Raw genomic sequence first — 16,118 nt, forward strand, 5'->3', positions numbered from 1 at the left:
GCTCCTCACATGTGGCAGGAGGCCGGGCACGGGCCACTGCGCCGCGCCCGGCCTCCGCAATGCGATCAGCCTACATGGTGACCACTTAGATAACAACTAAGTGGTCATGGGGATTCACGCGATCCTGTCTCCAACCGCCATCGGGGTTTTGACCAGTCCCTTTGCGTAGAGCTCGGGCCACTCCGTCTGGCAGATCTGGTTGATCCGACGCCGCGTCACCGGCTTCTCCATACCGAACGCCTTCGGGTCGCGCTCCATCGCAGTGTGCAGGCCAACTCCCGGCCTGTCCGCGTACGTTCGACCGCGCTTGCTCCAGTCGATCAGGTAGGAGCGCACAATTTCCCGGGTGTCAGGCGTCCCAGTGCGACGTCGTGTCAGTTCGTCCTCGACGTCCTCATCGGCGTCACCGTCGTCGTGTTGGTTCACGTCCTCGCTTTCCGCGAGTGACGGCTCAGGGGTAACATCAGCGCATCCGGTGCTCGCCTGTTCCAGGAACCGCCCGGATGCGCTCTGCGGGCGGGTGACTTGCTGCTCCAGATCCGCTACAGGCCCTCCTTGGCTCACCCCCAAGGGGGGCAGCGTCATGCCCAGCTCGGGAGCTCCCTCTTCACGCCCCAAGGGCGACTGGGAAACAACGGTCACCGCCGGAGCAGGGGTAGCTTCACGCTTGGCGGCTTCCAGCTCCAGCCGGACGGTGTAGATGGCCCGCAGCAGCCAAGGCGCCAGCTCGGACCAGGCGATCAGGAGGACGGGACCGATGGCGTCCCATGCCGCCCGGCCAAAGTGGTGCTGGTGCAGGGGCAGGGCCGTGTTCATCGCGAGGGTCATGGCGCCGAAGATGCGCAGCCATGCCCTCGGCTTACGCAGCTCTTCGTCTGTCCACCCGTGCGCGGCGAGATAGCGCAGGCCCACCATGAGACCTACTACGGCAAGGTCGACAGCGGGCTGGATAAGCGGGGCGATCAGGTAGTGGACGCCAAGGATCTTCGCGGTCTCCCATCCGTTGCCGAACATGAAGGCAAAGGTCAGCAGGAGGACGATGCCTGAGTCGACGGTGATGAAGACCCTGGTGAAGGTCTCGCCGGGCATACCGGCAGTCCGGGACGGCGGGGTTTGGGGGGTGGGCGCGGATGCACCGGTTTCCCCGCTACGCTTGAGCCAGCGCATGGGTGGCAACTCCTGTTCAGTTGCGTGCTATGTGTTAGTCGGCCCCCGGTGAGGTGAGAGTCCCGGGGGCCGACGTATGTCTGCGGCCGGTGAGAGTCGGCGCGGACACTGTACCCCTTCCCGGGGCTTCCAGTGCCTGACTATCTGTCAAGCGGCCATTCTCGCAAGGTGCTTCCCGAGAGATTCGACGTCGTTCTCGATCTCTCCGGCCCGGTTCGCACCCTTCCTGTCCAGTGCGGCTGAGGCCACCCGGCGCTTGAGTCCGAGCTGTTCCTTCTTCCGCTCTTCCAGGGTTCCTACCATCAGGAAGTCGGTCACGTAGATGGTCTTCCACGTGCTGGAAGTGCGTCGGTGGCGTGTGTTCCGCTGGTCCTGCGCTCCGGCCGAGGCCGCGAAATCGATGTTGATGAGGTGGCTGGCCTCGGGAAGGTCCAGTCCGTACCCGCCCGCGTCCGAGGCCAAGAAGAGCCTGCATGACCTGGACTGGGCGAACTTCTGTTTCGCCGCAGCCTTGGCCGTGGGCGTCAGCTGCCCGTGGAAGACCACGCTTCCGTACTCGGGAAGGGCTTCCTGGAGGAGCTTCCCCATGTCCCGGAAGAAGGAGAAGACGATGACCTTGTGGTCCGGGTCAGCGTCGAGGATGTCCTGGATCTCCTGCACCACCGCGTCCATCTTCGGAGTGGTGTGCAACCCGTTCAAGTAACCCGCTCCCACTGCCTCGTAGGCGTACTTGGAGCCGGGCCAGGTGGCCTTCTTGGCGCCTTCCTGTCGCGCCAGCTCTGATTCCTCGAAGTCCTTGGCGCTCTTTCTGAGAAGGTCGGGGTGGTCGAGCAGCATTTGGGCTGCGAGCATGCGCGCCATGATTTTTCCCTGTGCCGACTTCTCGTCCGGCTGTTTGCTTCCCGCGTAGTAGGCAGCGAGGTCGAAGCTTCCCGCCTGATTCCGTGCCAGTTCCAGTTGCTCCGCCAGATCCTGGGATATTCGCTTGTACGCACGCCGGGTCGAGGAGTCCATCTTCACCATGATTTCTGTGAACTCGACCTTCGGCATGAATGGAGCAACGTCGGGGTCCTCGGGGGTCTTGCGGATCATTGCCTCGGACAGCACCTCGTGGAACTGGTGCATGTTCTTGTAACGCAGCACTCCACCGAAGTGGTTCCGTTCTACGTAGGTCTCGTCGAAGAGGTCCCAGCGGCCGAAGACTTCGGGGTCGACCCATTGCATGATGCTGAACACCTCTTCCGGTTTTCCGTTCTCGATCGGAGTTCCTGTGAGAGCGAACCGGTAGGGCGCCCACATTCTCTTCAGTTTCTTGGACCGCTCGGCTTTGAACCCCTTCACCTGGGTTGCCTCGTCGATCACAATGCACTGGACGTCGAGCTGGCGTATCTGCTTCCAGTCGTCGATCACGTTGTCGTAGGTGGCGATGACGTATTCCGGCTGCGTGTCCTGGATCTGCTGGTACAGCTTCGCGCGTTTCTCCGGGCCACCGTCGAGCATGACGCACTGGTCCTCGGCCGGTACGCGGATGTGCTGGTCCTTCACTTTTATCCAGCGCTTGCGTACGTCGGTGAAGTTCGCAAGGGCCTGAGCCCATTGCAGCTTGAGGGAGGACAGGGCCACGATCAGCGTTGTCGTGACCTCGCCCTCACCCATCAGTTCCTCGGTGGCCGCGATCGTCACCACGGTCTTTCCAAGTCCCTGGCCGTATGCCAGGAGGAGCGAGCTGCGCTCCACCATACGGTCGACTGCCTCGTCCTGATAGGGCCGCAGCTCGCCTACAAACACTATTCCGAGAACCTCACTCTGAGCGGTGAGAGCCTGTGGTCCACACCGAATCGGATTTCGTCTCCGGATTGGTCCCCCGCGTCTTTCGCGTCGCTGGCTCCGTAGTTGTAGAACGCGAGCCTGCGTCCCATTCCCCGATAGCGCTGCTTCAGTTGCTGTGCGGCTTTCCATCCGTCCCTGTCATTATCCAGGGCGAGGATGATTAGGTCCGCATACTCGAACAGCAGCTGCATTTGCCAGTCGGACACTGCGGCGCCGTAGCTGGAGACGGCTCCCTTCACTCCCACAGAATGGAGCCGTGCGCAGTCGAGGGGGGATTCGAGAAGGATCGCTGTGCCGCCCTCGAACTGGTGGAAGCCGAAGAGGGTCTTGCTCTTCTCGATGGAGAAGGGGCGGTTCTTGAAGACCCGTTCATTCTTCTCCTGCCACCCCAGCAGCTTCCCGTTCCGGTCCCGGATAGGGGTGATCCACATGTCCCGGGACTTGTCCCAGAGAATCCCGTAGTACTTGCAGGAAGCCTCCGTGAGTCCCCTCTTCCTGCGGGCTTCCAGAGGTGGCGTGGTGTACAGGGCGAGATCCGCCTCGGTGAAGATCTGGACCGCCTGCTCTTCCAGAAGCTCGTCGATGTACTTCCCGCGCCCGAGAATTTTATTGACCCGCTCGATTCCCCCGCGCTGGCGGACCCATTCGACTGCCTCGTCCCAGGAGATGTCGAGTACATCGACAACCAGTTGAACAAAGGGACCGGTGTACATGCAGCTGAAGCAGTTGAAGACCCCGGTGTTGGTGTTGCAGGACCAGGAAGGGTGCCGGTCTTCCTTCCCGGTCCGCTCGAAGTGCTTCGGGCATTTCCCGTTCGCTTCGTCACCAATGATCCTCATTACCTGGAGGCCAAGGTCTGCCAGCGCGGCAGGTATATCGGCGGGAACCGGGTATTCCCGGGTCTCCAGCCACCCACGCTTGAAGCGCCTAGAAGGAACCGAAGTCATCGTCGTCCTCCGGACCGTCGGACTCGAAGGGGTTGTAGTCGAGCTCTTCGAAGGACCCCTTGTCCCATTCCCGGCGGATGTAGAAGTCCTGTGGCTGGCAGGTGCGGCTCGCCAGGATCTTAAGGATCTGGATATCCGGATCATCCTGTGAGATCTCAGCACCAATCAAGGCATCTGAGTCTGTCAGGAACGAGGAGGAATATCCAACGGTCTTACGACTCATGCCCTTTCCCTTATCGGCCTTCCATTCCAGGCCCTGAGTGGAGATAACGATTGGGATCTTGTACGTCTGAGCCAGACGCTTGAGACCCTGGGTGATGTTGGACAGGGCCCTCGGGGTCATTCTCGGTTCGCCGTTCTCGTCGTCCATCATGTAGGCGCCGTCGATGTAGACGACCGGGGGCTTAACCTGGTCAATCTTTGCGGCGATGCCGGACACGGTCATGGTGCGGCCTCGGTCGGCGGAGAGGATGAAGGGATGCATCTCCGCCAAGTCGGTGATAGATCGCTCCAGCAGCTCCCACTCTTCCTTGGACAGGGTGCCGTTCCGCAGTCGGGCGAGGGACACCCCGGCCCGCGAAGCGTCCACACGTTCGCCCTGCTCACGGTTGCTCATCTCAAAGCCGATGAACAGTGGTGACTGCCCGCTGAGGTGGGCTGCGCGAGCCATGTCCAACAGGACGAAACTCTTGCCGTTCTTGGAGAATCCCGCGAGCGTGATGAGCTGCTCTGCCTGAAGTCCGCCAGTTGCCAGGTCGAGGCAGCGGTAGCCGGTGGGAATACCCACCACACCGTTTTCGTCCTGGCCGATCCGCTCCAGGTATGCCGCCAGCCGCTCGTCACCAGTTTTGGTCAGGTCCATGTCGTCGGCGACGGGTACAGCCCGGTGGACCTCGGCAACGGCCTTGTTCAACGCCCGTTCGACAGCTTCGAGATCGCTGCCCTCCCAAGCGTCCGCCCCTTCTTCGAGGGCGCGCTCAAAGATGGAAAACTTACGGGCGTTACGAATCTCGTCAATCAGGAAGTCGATGGGCTCGTTGACCCGGAAGAACCGGTAGGTCTCCTTGGGAAAGTCCTGTCGCAGGACGGCAAGCGTTGGTACCACCCGGTATTCACGGTGGTACGCGCATATAGCGTTCCAGACCCGGCGGTGCTTGGCGTTCTGGAAGAACTCCTCGTCAATGCGGGCATTCGCTACGGCAAGCCAGTCCTCGGGCTCCGCGACGATCCGGCAGATGATCCGGTGCTCGATGTCGAGGCCCTCGGTGGACTCTACGGCTGTACTCACTGTTCTCCCAGGTGTGGTGCGTTCTCGGGCAGCAGGTGGCGTCCGAGAGAGCCGTAAGTGATGAGTGCACGCCGGGCGTCCGGGTCGTATATCGCGGCGACGTCGGGCATGGTGATGTGGAGGCGGGAGAGTTCCTGCGGAGTTGTGTGCCATACGCGGCGGACCAGAGCGTGAAGGTCGTCCAGCCGGTCTCCCACTGCTTCGGCGAACTCCGGGCCGAGGAAGGTGACGACTTCCACCGGGTAGGGCGTCTGCCGAATTTTGGCGAGCATCAGGGGGTTGATCTCGTATTCGGCGACCTGTTCGCGGACGGTGGGCTTCCTGAGCTTCCACCGGCTCTTCCCGCGTGCTTCCCGGTGCGGTGGAATGCCTAGAAGCCCCTCGAACACAACGAGAAGGCACGGCTGGAAGTCATTGGAGAGGTCACCGTTCTGCACGGCGCCAGTCCTGCCCTCCGATGGTCACCAGGTCATACGCCTCCTGAAGGAAGCTGTACATGGCGCCGTCGTACTTCTGCCATTCCTCCAGCGGCTGGTTGGTCGTGATGGCGGTGGGAAGTCCACGGTCGAACCTGGTACGCAGGATGCGATGGATCTCTGTGCCGACCCATCCGGAGGCTGCGGAGTATTCCTTGCCCATGTCGTCGAAGATCAGCAGCGGTACTTTTAGGACTCGGTCGACGAGCTCCTGAAGCTTTTTCACCCGAGCCAGGGCTTCCTCGTCCCGGAACTTTTCCGCAAGGTTGATGAACTTCTGCTGCTCGCGTCCGAGAGCGAAAAAGTTCGTGACCGGCAGATACAGGACGCTGTAATTGGTAGCCAAGTGTATGTCCGTGGCCAGTGCGCAAGAAATGCGAGACTTGCCGGTGCCGGGGTTTCCACTGATGACCAGGCCCCGCCCGACCTGGTTGGGACTTGTCTCTGTCGAGGTGGGGGCGTAGCGCCGGGGGAAGCTCTCTGCGACGCTCTTGGCCGTGTACAGCGCCTGCCGGTTTGCCGGTGTCAGCTGGCTGTGCACAAGGCGGAGGCCTCGGTATCGGACCGGAATGTTGAACTTCTTCCAGCGGCGTTCGTAGTCAATGCGGGCGTCCATCACGCACCCTTGTTCCAGGCGGCCAGCTCACGCTGGAACTGCTCCTCGTCCACGGGTTCGGGGGCCGGGCGGTCAAGGCCTCGGTGAAAGTACTCCTCTGGGTTGTCCCGGGTGTTCTCCAGTGCGTCGGCCCTGCGGCGGCGGTCGGCAATGACCAGCAGCTTGTGGCGGGCGTTCAGGAAGCTGATCCAGGGTGCTTTGCCAGACTGGTGCAGGGTCTGGTCGGTAATGTAGGCCCGCATCATCGAGCGGATCTGGTCGGCACTTAGCCCGTCGCGCTTCCACTGGCTGAAGTTCCGTGCCAGGGCAGCCTTGTTGACCGGGGAGGGCCCGGCCCATGGCTGCTGGCGGAGTATCTGAGCGAACTCTCCGGCGAGAGCGTAGGGCGCGTCGAGCTGGCGCTGGCTCCTGGTGGACTTCTGCGGGCCCTTGAGGGCCGGGGTGACCTCCTGGGCCGGGAAGAGTCCGTCCAGGTCGTTACAGCCGCCGTCGGTAGTCTCCTGGGAGGACCAGAGTCCGAGGGTGATGGCCGGGTCCAGCTCATCCGGTTCCTGGGCGCTGTGGTTCCAGCTCATTTCATCCTCCTGCGGAACGTTTTCGTGCGACGCGTCAGCGGCGCCCTCTCCCGTAGGGAGAGGGTCTTTGTAGTTGCTCTTGGTAGGTGATTCTTTATAAGGAAGAGGGACGCACGGATCTGTCGTTTCTGATATGACAGCTGGTGTCGTATCGGTTATGACGAGTTCCTGTGGAATTTCAAGCTCGCCGCCGAGGAGAATCTTGATCTCGGGGACGCCTGCGTGGCAGTAGTTGACGGTGTATCGGTTTGCCCGCCCAGTGCGCCTCTGGGTGAGGGCGCCCTTGCTGGCGAGTTCGGTGAGGGTGCGCTGAATCGTACGTACGGACTTCTTCAGGATGCTGGCGAGGCGTTCTTGGGTGGGGAAGGCGTCCTGGTTACTGCCCTGAATGTGTTTGATCACGATGAGTAGATCGTGGGCGAGACCGGACAGTCCAAGGAAGGCGGTTTCCACGTCGGTGACGACATACCAGCCCCGGTTAAGGAGTGCTTGGCGGCTAGTCCTGGTGGCCGAGGTCATGTAAAATCGCTCCTGCTGCTGGTTGGCTCCACGCCCCCGGGGATTTGGCACCCGGGGGCACCTTTCTTTTCAGTCCTCGGTGACGTTGCCTTCGGCGTCCATGAAGCCAGTGCGCGCACCAGCCCGAGGACGACCGCGCCCGGCCTTCTTCCATTCCTGGGCATCGTCGTCCCAGACGACCTTCGCGGCCTTTCCTGCGGGCTTCCGCTTGGCCTTCTCCGGCGCGGTGTCCTTCAACGCCTTCTCGTAGGACTCTTCGGTGCGCAGCGCAGCACTCAGGGCTTCGGCCTGCTTGCCGAGTTCCTCAGTGAGCGGGCTGTGTCGGACATCGCCTGCGAGGTTCTTTGCCGCGTTCGCGGTGTCGGTTGCGCTCATGTAGACCCCGGCGGCCGTCAGGACGGCGAGCACTTCGCGCAGGAGGTCGGCGGGAACGGTGACGTCGCCGACGGCGATGGCGCTCTGAGTGATCGCGCGCTGGGCGGTGCTGATCTCCTCCTCCAGCGTGGCCGCAGCAGGCTTCGGCGTTTGTTCCGGCACCGGCCGAGTCGGCTTCTCGTCGAGGTCTTCCTGCTCCTCGTCGAGCTCCTCGGGTTCCTGCTTTCGGTTCCGCCCGCGACGCGCGGGGCGCTCCTCGGGTTCCGGCTCGGGGGACTCTTCCTCCTCCGGCTCGTCCTCGATGTCGGGAACGATCGCGGTCAGGCCCTGGACGAGGTCGGCGACGCGGATGGTGGTGTGCTGGTGTGCCAGATTGATCAGCTGTTCGTCGTCCGCGTCGGCCTCGTCCCAGTTCATGAGGAGGTGCGGGCGCGGCGCTTCGCTGAGGATGTCGATGAGCTCGCTGAGGGGGTCGTCGAAGGAGAGGATCTTGTCGACGTAGGCGTCGTACCTGGCGAGCTCGTCTCCCGGGTTCTTGCCGGTCAGCAGATAGATCTTGCTGTCCTCGATGCTCAGCACCGTATTGAGGGCGTGCTTCAGCCCGTCCGGGAGGGGGAGAGTCTCGTCAGGGGCGAGGACGTAGAAGGTGAGCGTGCCCCACCGGTCCGGCTTCTCGAAGTACCCCTCGCTGTCGGGGGATCCCAGGTGCAGGAAGTCGCTGACGAGGGCGTTCACGTTGCTCTTGGCGTTCGCGGCTTGGCCTGCGAAGGCGATAGTCAAGTCAGTGGGCACGAGGCTCCTCTTGGTCGTCGCAGCGCTGTTCGACAGCGGCAGCACAAGAGTACTCGGTGACCACTTAGATGCCAATTAAGTGGTCAATCTTGCTCGCCCTGGTCAGATCGGGGGCAGGCCGCGACCTCTCCCCCGCTGAATCACGGCTGGAGGGACAGTGACCACCCGGTGCAGCAGTGCAACCGCCCCGGCGGTCGCGGCGGCACTCAGGTACGGCTCTGGGACAAGACCCGCCCCCAGCGCGCAGGCGGCCACGAGCACCGGCTGCACGGCGGGAGGCGGACTCACCGGGCTGAGTACGAGGAGAAGCTCCCAGGCCCAGAAGACGGCCAGGGCGGTGACGAGGAAGTCCACGTTCTACCCGGCCGACTTGGCGGTGCTCAGACCGGCCTTGGTCAGGACCGGCCGCAGGCGCTCGGAGCTCATGGCACGGGTGACGGCGCTGGAGACGACCAGGATGGTACCGGCGCCTGCCCACTTCTGCGTGAGGCCGCTGGCATCGAGAATCACCGGCATACCGGCGGCGAGCCCGACGGCCACCTGGACGACAGTGTGCAGAGCGGTTCTGACCTTGGTAGTCACGTGAGTCCTCACAAAGGGGGCTGGGCATAACGGAGTTCCACCTGCGTTCCGTGTGGAAGCGCAGATTTCGCGATGTCATTCAAACGGTATGCGTTGGAGCGGAATCCCTGGTAGTAATGGCTGGAGCTGAAGTTCTCAGTTCCAGCCCACAGAAAGTCGGCCCCGGGGCTGTTGCCGTCGAAATATTCCCCGACGGTGCTCCCCTCTTCAATAAGGGCGTCATCAATCCAGAAGAGCGCCCCGGAACCTGTGGCTTGCACCTCTGCTGTTTTCAACGTCACAGAAAGACTGATGAGTCCGTTCTCCCCGGGCCCTGTCATATAGGTGGCCCATAGCCGGATCCACTCTCCGTCGATGAGTTCTGGGTGTTCTGCCCGTGCGGCATCAGTGGTGAGAACGCCGTCGATGGGTGCGTATCCCGCTTCGAGGGTCAGGTTCGGGCAGTTGGGCCCGAGTTTCACGTAGACGCTGGACGTGTAGATGGTCGAGGGTTTCCAGCCGAAGCCGCCGACCGAGGAAGTACTCCAGTTGGTGAGGAGTCCGGCCGACATGATCGCGCTGGGCGTGTAGGGCGTCAGATCTGCGGGGGTGGAGAACTTATAGGCTCCTGGCTTCAGGCGGCCTTGCGTACCGTCATAGGACCCTGGAAACGGCATCGTTCCGTACCCGCCGGTCCCCCATCCGGCCGTCGCGCTGGCAATCGACGGATTGTTGACCAGGTTTACCCTGTTGGCCTTGATATCGATGGTCAACTTTCGTGGGGACACATAGTCAGTCGGGGTTCCCTGGACGGAGTAAGGAAATGTCCACACCCGATGCATATCGGTGTAGGCGACCTCTCCGGCTACCGCCACATTGTCCCGGGCATCCCAAGAGGAGTTGACAGAAATACGGGGCCCAGCGGCTACCCAGGCCGTCCCTGCGGGAGCGGTGAAGTACTGCGCGGCACTGACCGCCCACTTCCCCCCACCGGGGTGCACACTCTGCGCCTTGTAATACCAGTTGGCGCCTATCATCTGAAAGTTCTCGTCGAAGAACATGACCCCAACGGTCCACAGCGCAGCCCGCTGCATCTTCACTGCGACCGAGCCGCCAACAAATTCACCCGGCGCGCAGCGAACCATGCCCGTGCGGTTGACCGGAACAATGCCGTATCCCCAGATTCCAGCAGGAACCGAGTGCCCGGAGTAAACGATCTTTCCGCTGTATGAACCAGAGTAGGACGCTTCGGAAGAGCGGGACACTTCGCAGTAGTGGGTCAGCGGATGCGCGACGTACGTTGCTGCCTCTTCCCACGAAGTGGCAGCCCAGCTCAGGCGGTTGGAGAAGCTGACTTCCTCGAACTGGACCTGCGAATATGCGTGCGTCTGCGCGTTGGGCATCCCTGTCCATTTGATGCCCACACCGGCATAGGCAGCTGATTTCCACAGGGCCAGACTTCCCGTCGGGTTGTACTCTTTCGGCGCTGTCGCCGAAATGTGAGCCCGCGAGGCGGTCACATCGGTGCCTATGCCCGCGCCCGCCGGATTCACACTGCGCGTCATCACGGCATCCGGCTGGCTGCTGTCCCAGAATCCAAAGTCAGTGAGGCCACCAGAGGGGAGCGAGCGGACAAGCGAAGCAGACCCTGTTGCAGTTGCAGTCCCGCCCGCCGTCAGCTGGGCACTGCGCTTGCTGGTGATGGGCACCGAGGAGGCCGTGGCACTGGCTTCGCCCGCAGCGGCCAGGAAGGTGGTTGCCATCAGTAGCTCCTCTCGAAGAGCCCCACGTTGGTCGCGGTCTCGTTGTGGTTGTCGGTGACGGAGGCGATCTGGAGCGGAGCAAGTCCGGCCCCCACGTATTTGAAGACCTTGATGGACGTTCCGGCGACGGAGACAAACATCCTGGTGCCATCAGGCAGTGCAGGCCAGGAAGCCACCGTCGTTATGGTGCCGCTCAATACCTTCGCCAGTCTGGTTCGGGAGGCAGTCCAGCAGGTTTGGGCATTTGTCCCTCGAAAGACAATTCCGTGCTCGATGCCGGAGGGAGGCGCCGTCATGAACGTGATTCCCACGTTATATCCGGTGGAAAGCTGATGCGAGAAGTAAAGCTGTCGGCCTGCGGCATTCGAGGTCCGGGTCGACCAGTACAGGATGCCTGAACTGGTCGACGGGATGTCGTTGCTTGCCTTGACCCAGGTCCGATTGTTGATGTCACCTGGAGCCATGCCGTCGAGCATGTAGTCGGCCGAGTTCCTGGCGAATGGAACATGAATCGCTGAGTACGCAGAGACTGGGTTGACCGTCGTGATCAAATTTCCGACCTCGTCGTACCACTCCACATACATGGCACGGCTCGGCGAGCCGGTTCCCGTCTGCCGCATCGTCCAAGCCGAGGCGCAAAAGGCCCGCTGCGCCGGACCTACCCATGCCCATACCGAGTTGTCCGTGGGGGAGCCGGTTGGCGGTGTGTTCTTACTGCTGGCGGAGGAGCGGAAGATCTGGGCCCTGTATTCCACGACTTCTCCGGGCTGGTACTGCACGTCGGCAGCCCACAATCGGTTTGCAGGAAGCGGGATCCCGAAAGAAGTGACGAGATATCGATCCGTCCCGGTGGTGGCAATCGATTCTGGACTCCAGTACGTGCGGTCCACGTCGGGCGTCACCCCGGAATTGGCCATGAGCGCGAGGTAGTTACGCCCGGCGTAACTGACGTATGCGCCTCTCTGGTAGACCGTTGTCGCGTCCCAGGCCAGTGTGCGCGCATGTGGGATGGAATGGGCTGCCAGGGTGGCGGTAACACCCGTACCGTTTCGCATTCTCATCAAATTGGCAGTGTAATCTCCGCTGCCCGACAGCTTCTGGTACCCGGAAACAACGTCCAGGAAGGCGTTACTAGGCGTTGCGCCCGCAGTGAAGGACACCTGCTCCCAGGTGGAAATGCCTCCGGTCAGGTTGTTGTCCAGCGCATGCGTCACAGCCGCTGTATACCGGGTCCAGAATGCATTGTTCGCTGTGGTCCCGGTGGGTGCGACACCAACTCCCGAGGTCGATCCGATGGGAGTGTAGGTGAGGTAGTCGACTCCCATCTGGAAGCCGTTGTTCTTCGCCCTGCTGTCTTTACCCGAGTTGGGGTTCTTCCTGACCACGGTCACCTTGATCGTGTGATTCCCAGCCGTCAGGGAATACTTCCCGAGGTAGATGCTCGTGGCGGGAGCCGGGTTTGGCGCGTAGCCGTCAAATCTCAGCTGGCCGATGGGGAGGGGCCCCAGCCAGCGTTCCGGGACCGTCTGGTCGTCCACGGCGAACTGGATGATTCCGTAGTCGTAGGACTTCGACATTCCTATCGCCAGGTCGTAGGAACCTGTGGCGGGGATGGAGAAGGTGACGTATGCGGCCTGTCCGGTGGCGTTACTGAGAAAGAGGATCTGCTGGTTACTGTACTGAACTCCTCCGGCCTTTGACTGAAGGATGTAGGACGGAACACCAGCCAGGGTGATGGGCAGCAGTTCGGCTTCTTCGCGCACAGTTGCCGACTTCGCCGAGTAGAGGTAGTCCCCGTACTGGACGATGGCGCCGGTCTGGTAATTGACAGACGGATCCCATGCGCTGAAGCGCGGGTAATAGGCTTCAGCCTGGTCGGCATCCAGCATCATGTTCCGGCTGAAGGAGATCTCGCTGTCGTAGCCGGTGAGGTCGTAAATCGTTTCCTTGATGGACTCGGGGATACCGCGCCGCTGTCCCAACTGTGCGGCGTTCTGCACTCTGTAGCGGCGGAGCCGTGGCGTGACGGAGGCTTCCTTGGATACGTTGAGCTGCTCCGCGAGCAGTTCCAGCCGGGACAGGGGCATCGTGGATACACGGTGCAGGTGTTCTTGTTCGCCGAGCTCGGTACGTGTGATCGAGAGTCCCCAGGCCAGGACTGACATGTAGCGGTAGAAGGCATCGTTGCTCGGGTCCTGCGGTGCCGAGACTTCGGTCTGTGCGGTGGCGTACGCGGTGGGGATGAGGTCGTACAGCAGATCGCGGTATCCGTAGTCCCGCACCGCCAGGCTGGCTGCTTGGCCTGCCCGGTGCCAGGCGGCAGTCGCGTGGGTGATTTGCCACTGCGGAACGGAAGTACTCGGAGCGACGCCGACTACGTTGGCTGCGACGCACACCCAGTGGAAGCCGTTGAAAGCCACCGTGTCGCCCGGCTGATAGATGGTTGCGGCGGCGTACGGGTCGAAGTCACTGGAGAGGAAGATCGAGTAGTAGTAGAACCGCCCTCCGGTCAGGCCGGAGTCGGTGAACGTGTTCTGGGGCGAAGAAGGACTGAACTGGAGAAGGACGTCTCCGTCGTCTTCCGATACGGGATACCCGGCCGTGTTGCGTACGACGCGTAGCTCCCCCCAGTTCTGCACGTTTATTGGGGTGGTCCAGGAGAGGGTGATTTCTTCGAAGCCGGTCTGCACCGCTGAGACGTCGCCCACAGAGTAGGAGACAAAGACGTCCGCTCCGTAGAAATCCTCACCATAGAGGGAGAGAGCATAGGTTGCCATTGGTTCTCCGAGGCCTAGTTTTCCGGATCGAGCTCGTCAGGAAGATAGAAATCTTCACGCGGTGGGACGTTGCGCGGCAGTGCACGGACGTAGGTGAGCTGCATGCGGGCGGTGGCAGCCAGCGTTTGCTTCGTGAAGGGCACCGGATCCTGCGCGATGTAGTCGTGCCGTACTTCCATGTAAACGCGGTCCCCCGCGAACATTTCCACGCCGCAGGCAGTCGAAATTCGATGGAACCCACCCGAGTTCATCGGAACGCTCGAATCGCCGATAGCGATCTCAAAGGGGAAGGAATCCGGGGTAGCTCCTGCAATCTTGAGCCGGACCCACACGTTGTGCTCGACGTCGACCGTCTGAACTGGATTCTTCATGGATGTAGTGGACGTGACGATCCACCACCCGTTCTTCGGGATCGTGACGTAGAAGCCAGGAGAGTATGCGCCGTCGGTGTCTACAATCACGCCGGTCCAGCGGACCTTGTACCAGTCGCTGGGATAGGCCACGTGATTATTGGACTTCGTCGGCGGAATGTTCGTGCCGGAGGCATGGACGTTGACGATCGGCAGGCTCCAGCCGTTCTTGGAGGCGTCAAGGAGGCCGTCGATGGTGCGCTGCTGGGCGTCGATCTGCTGCTGTGCTGCGTTCATGCGGGCAGTCACGGTCGTATACTTCAGCGTTGTTCCGGTAGTTCGCGTGTAGACGTTGGGATTGGTTCCTAGGACGTTCTGGACTGCCGAGATCTCGTCCTGCACTGTGTTCATGTGCCCGGCCATGACGTACTCGGTGCCGTCCTGGTGGTTCGAGAACTTGCGCACGATCGTCGGGTAATTGGCTGCCATGTCAGACTCCGCCCACTGCGCTGATGTTGATGGTCCCTGCGATGGGGACTTCCCACTCTCGGCACAGCACGTCGGCTGTTCCCGTTTGTATCTGGTCCGCCCGCGCCATGACGGGAATCTGCACGTACAGCACTCCCGGAAGGCCGTGCACTGCGGCATATGCGTCCGAGATCGTAAGCCGCTGCTTGAAGGTAGTCCGGTCCGGCGCCAGGAGTTCCTGTAGAGCCTGTGTGACAACAAGCTGGGTATCTGCCCGGCGGTACTGGGGCATGACGCCGACCACCACCGGCTCAGTCGTCGATCCGAAGTTTATGGGGATGAGGGTGCCTGCCTGGACCGTTACTGCCGTCCCTGCCATCGCCCGGTCCTGAACGTACCTTGTGGCCGCCTCGGTAAGTCTCTGCGACGGCGCCGAGTTCAGCGCTCCGAGCAGGAAGATGGTGACCAGTGAGGAGGATCCCGCAAGTGCCCTGGTCTTCTCCACACCGGGCACCACAAGCGCGAGGTTGGCATAGTCCTGGACGGTTACCGCGCGGTCCTGGGTACCCCAGGCCCTTGCAGCATTACGCCGAATGCTGTCGGTCGGCTCCGCGTCCCATCCGCCGGACATTTCACTGCTGGAGAGCACACTGATTCCGGGCAGTACGGTAGCGACGTCGACAAGCTCGTTCGCCGCCAGGTTCCCACGTGCTCCGCTCCCTACTCGGTACGCCAGCACGAGTGCGATCCCGGCCTCCGGCACAGCGCCATTGACGTCGTCCCCCAGCGTCAGCGTGACCGTGCCGTCCGCGTCCACATTCGTCTCGAAGACGCGGTCATCCGACGTCGCGTCGAGGAGCGACTTGGTCACGACCCATTCGATCGGACCGTTGGGGTAGAGAGCGAACAGTCGCAGGGTGGCTACATCGACCGGCTTGCTGGGGACACTGAACTTCTGATCAGCGAGGCCAGTTGATGTCGCCAGCTCGACGACAGGAATCACCTGGCTGCTTGCGGCCGGGTACGCGAGGGTGATGGTTGTAGACGCCTGAGTTGCACCTTCGACAACGCCGACTTCAGCCGTCTGCCCGCGCGGCGGAACCGTCACGTCCTGGACCGTCTCGAAGATGAGTGGTCCCTGGAAGTCGTCCTGATACGTCGTGATGAGCTGGGTTCCGGCGGGGACTACAACTGCCGTGGTCTGTGTCTCATCGCTGAGCAGGGTGACTGTGCCGGTAGCAGCCTGAGCAGGGTAGGGGGTGTAGCTCAGGATGCGTGCAATTTCCAGCACGGAGGACCGCTGAGTTGCCGTGCCGAGGTACGCCTCGCCGACGAGCCGGTCCTGGTAGTACGAAATAATGTCCAGGCAGTGCGCCAGCATTTCCACCATGGCGACGCCGAAATCTGCTGGATTTCGAGTGGTCCATTCAGGCACCGCCGACCGTGCGTAGGACAGCATTGCTTCGCGGAATCCGAGAAAGTCCTTCGCGGTGTAGTCCACGGGCGGTGGTGTCGTCACGTCGCTCCTCAGTCTTCACGCCAGAAAGGCCGGGAGGAAAGTTGAGCACTGTCCGGCCAGGCCAATTCTACGAGGTGTCACAAACTATGGGTTAG

13 protein-coding genes are annotated in these 16,118 nt (G+C 62.0%); all 13 read right to left on the bottom strand.

The genetic code is table 11. The features are described 5' to 3' along the window. Positions 1–114 precede the first annotated feature (114 nt). The 13 genes from ACIOHC_RS35895 to ACIOHC_RS35955 all read right to left on the bottom strand — a co-directional run bounded on the left by ACIOHC_RS35895 (position 115) and on the right by ACIOHC_RS35955 (position 16,005). Complete coding sequence (locus tag ACIOHC_RS35895; protein WP_401845680.1) at positions 115–1,167, bottom strand: hypothetical protein; 1,053 nt, start codon at positions 1,165–1,167, stop codon at positions 115–117. Positions 1,168–1,314: 147 nt separating this feature from the next. Continuing rightward, entirely contained in the window at positions 1,315–2,955 is a 1,641-nt protein-coding gene (locus tag ACIOHC_RS35900; protein ID WP_401845681.1) for a DEAD/DEAH box helicase, read from the bottom strand. Beyond that, complete coding sequence (locus ACIOHC_RS35905) at positions 2,955–3,944, bottom strand: toprim domain-containing protein (protein ID WP_401845683.1); 990 nt, start codon at positions 3,942–3,944, stop codon at positions 2,955–2,957. The genes ACIOHC_RS35900 and ACIOHC_RS35905 overlap by 1 nt, the downstream gene beginning before the upstream one ends. Further along, positions 3,925–5,232, bottom strand: a complete 1,308-nt coding sequence (locus ACIOHC_RS35910) for a DnaB-like helicase C-terminal domain-containing protein (RefSeq protein ID WP_401845685.1) — start codon at positions 5,230–5,232, stop codon at positions 3,925–3,927. The genes ACIOHC_RS35905 and ACIOHC_RS35910 overlap by 20 nt, the downstream gene beginning before the upstream one ends. After that, positions 5,229–5,669, bottom strand: coding sequence for a hypothetical protein (locus ACIOHC_RS35915; RefSeq protein ID WP_401845686.1), 441 nt, complete (start codon positions 5,667–5,669; stop codon positions 5,229–5,231). Before ACIOHC_RS35915 ends, ACIOHC_RS35910 begins: the two co-directional genes overlap by 4 nt. Next, positions 5,656–6,324: an ATP-binding protein gene (locus ACIOHC_RS35920; protein ID WP_401845688.1), complete on the bottom strand. Its 669-nt coding sequence runs from the start codon at positions 6,322–6,324 to the stop codon at positions 5,656–5,658. The genes ACIOHC_RS35915 and ACIOHC_RS35920 overlap by 14 nt, the downstream gene beginning before the upstream one ends. Continuing rightward, positions 6,324–7,418 carry a helix-turn-helix domain-containing protein gene (locus ACIOHC_RS35925; protein ID WP_401845691.1) on the bottom strand — a complete coding sequence of 365 codons (1,095 nt, stop codon included), beginning with the start codon at positions 7,416–7,418 and terminating at the stop codon, positions 6,324–6,326. Before ACIOHC_RS35925 ends, ACIOHC_RS35920 begins: the two co-directional genes overlap by 1 nt. 69 nt (positions 7,419–7,487) lie before the next feature. Continuing rightward, positions 7,488–8,585 (bottom strand): hypothetical protein, encoded by a 1,098-nt coding sequence (locus ACIOHC_RS35930; RefSeq protein WP_401845694.1) that lies wholly within the window; start codon positions 8,583–8,585, stop codon positions 7,488–7,490. A gap of 357 nt (positions 8,586–8,942) precedes the next feature. Continuing rightward, positions 8,943–9,167 (bottom strand): hypothetical protein, encoded by a 225-nt coding sequence (locus ACIOHC_RS35935; RefSeq protein WP_401845696.1) that lies wholly within the window; start codon positions 9,165–9,167, stop codon positions 8,943–8,945. Between the two features lie 8 nt (positions 9,168–9,175). Further along, a complete protein-coding gene (locus ACIOHC_RS35940) occupies positions 9,176–10,909 on the bottom strand; it encodes a hypothetical protein (protein WP_401845697.1) in 1,734 nt (577 codons plus the stop codon). After that, positions 10,909–13,686, bottom strand: coding sequence for a hypothetical protein (locus tag ACIOHC_RS35945; RefSeq protein ID WP_401845699.1), 2,778 nt, complete (start codon positions 13,684–13,686; stop codon positions 10,909–10,911). Before ACIOHC_RS35945 ends, ACIOHC_RS35940 begins: the two co-directional genes overlap by 1 nt. 14 nt (positions 13,687–13,700) lie before the next feature. Next, the gene (locus ACIOHC_RS35950; protein WP_401845700.1) at positions 13,701–14,525 is read right to left on the bottom strand and encodes a hypothetical protein; all 825 of its coding nucleotides are present in this window, start codon (positions 14,523–14,525) and stop codon (positions 13,701–13,703) included. A 1-nt stretch (position 14,526) separates the two neighbouring features. Continuing rightward, positions 14,527–16,005, bottom strand: coding sequence for a baseplate J/gp47 family protein (locus tag ACIOHC_RS35955; protein ID WP_401845703.1), 1,479 nt, complete (start codon positions 16,003–16,005; stop codon positions 14,527–14,529). Between the last annotated feature and the right edge of the window lie 113 nt (positions 16,006–16,118).

It is taken from the genome of Streptomyces sp. NPDC088252, from assembly GCF_044740965.1.
In the GTDB taxonomy this organism is placed as follows: Bacteria; Actinomycetota; Actinomycetes; order Streptomycetales; family Streptomycetaceae; genus Streptomyces.

Excerpts from the sequence above, each read along its gene's own strand:
- ACIOHC_RS35895 (WP_401845680.1), bottom strand. The coding sequence starts at position 1,167 with ATGCGCTGGCTCAAGCGTAGCGGGGAAACCGGTGCATCCGCGCCCACC.
- ACIOHC_RS35925 (WP_401845691.1), bottom strand. The coding sequence starts at position 7,418 with ATGACCTCGGCCACCAGGACTAGCCGCCAAGCACTCCTTAACCGGGGC.
- ACIOHC_RS35945 (WP_401845699.1), bottom strand. The coding sequence starts at position 13,686 with ATGGCAACCTATGCTCTCTCCCTCTATGGTGAGGATTTCTACGGAGCG.
- ACIOHC_RS35920 (WP_401845688.1), bottom strand. The coding sequence starts at position 6,324 with ATGGACGCCCGCATTGACTACGAACGCCGCTGGAAGAAGTTCAACATT.
- ACIOHC_RS35905 (WP_401845683.1), bottom strand. The coding sequence starts at position 3,944 with ATGACTTCGGTTCCTTCTAGGCGCTTCAAGCGTGGGTGGCTGGAGACC.
- ACIOHC_RS35950 (WP_401845700.1), bottom strand. The coding sequence starts at position 14,525 with ATGGCAGCCAATTACCCGACGATCGTGCGCAAGTTCTCGAACCACCAG.
- ACIOHC_RS35940 (WP_401845697.1), bottom strand. The coding sequence starts at position 10,909 with ATGGCAACCACCTTCCTGGCCGCTGCGGGCGAAGCCAGTGCCACGGCC.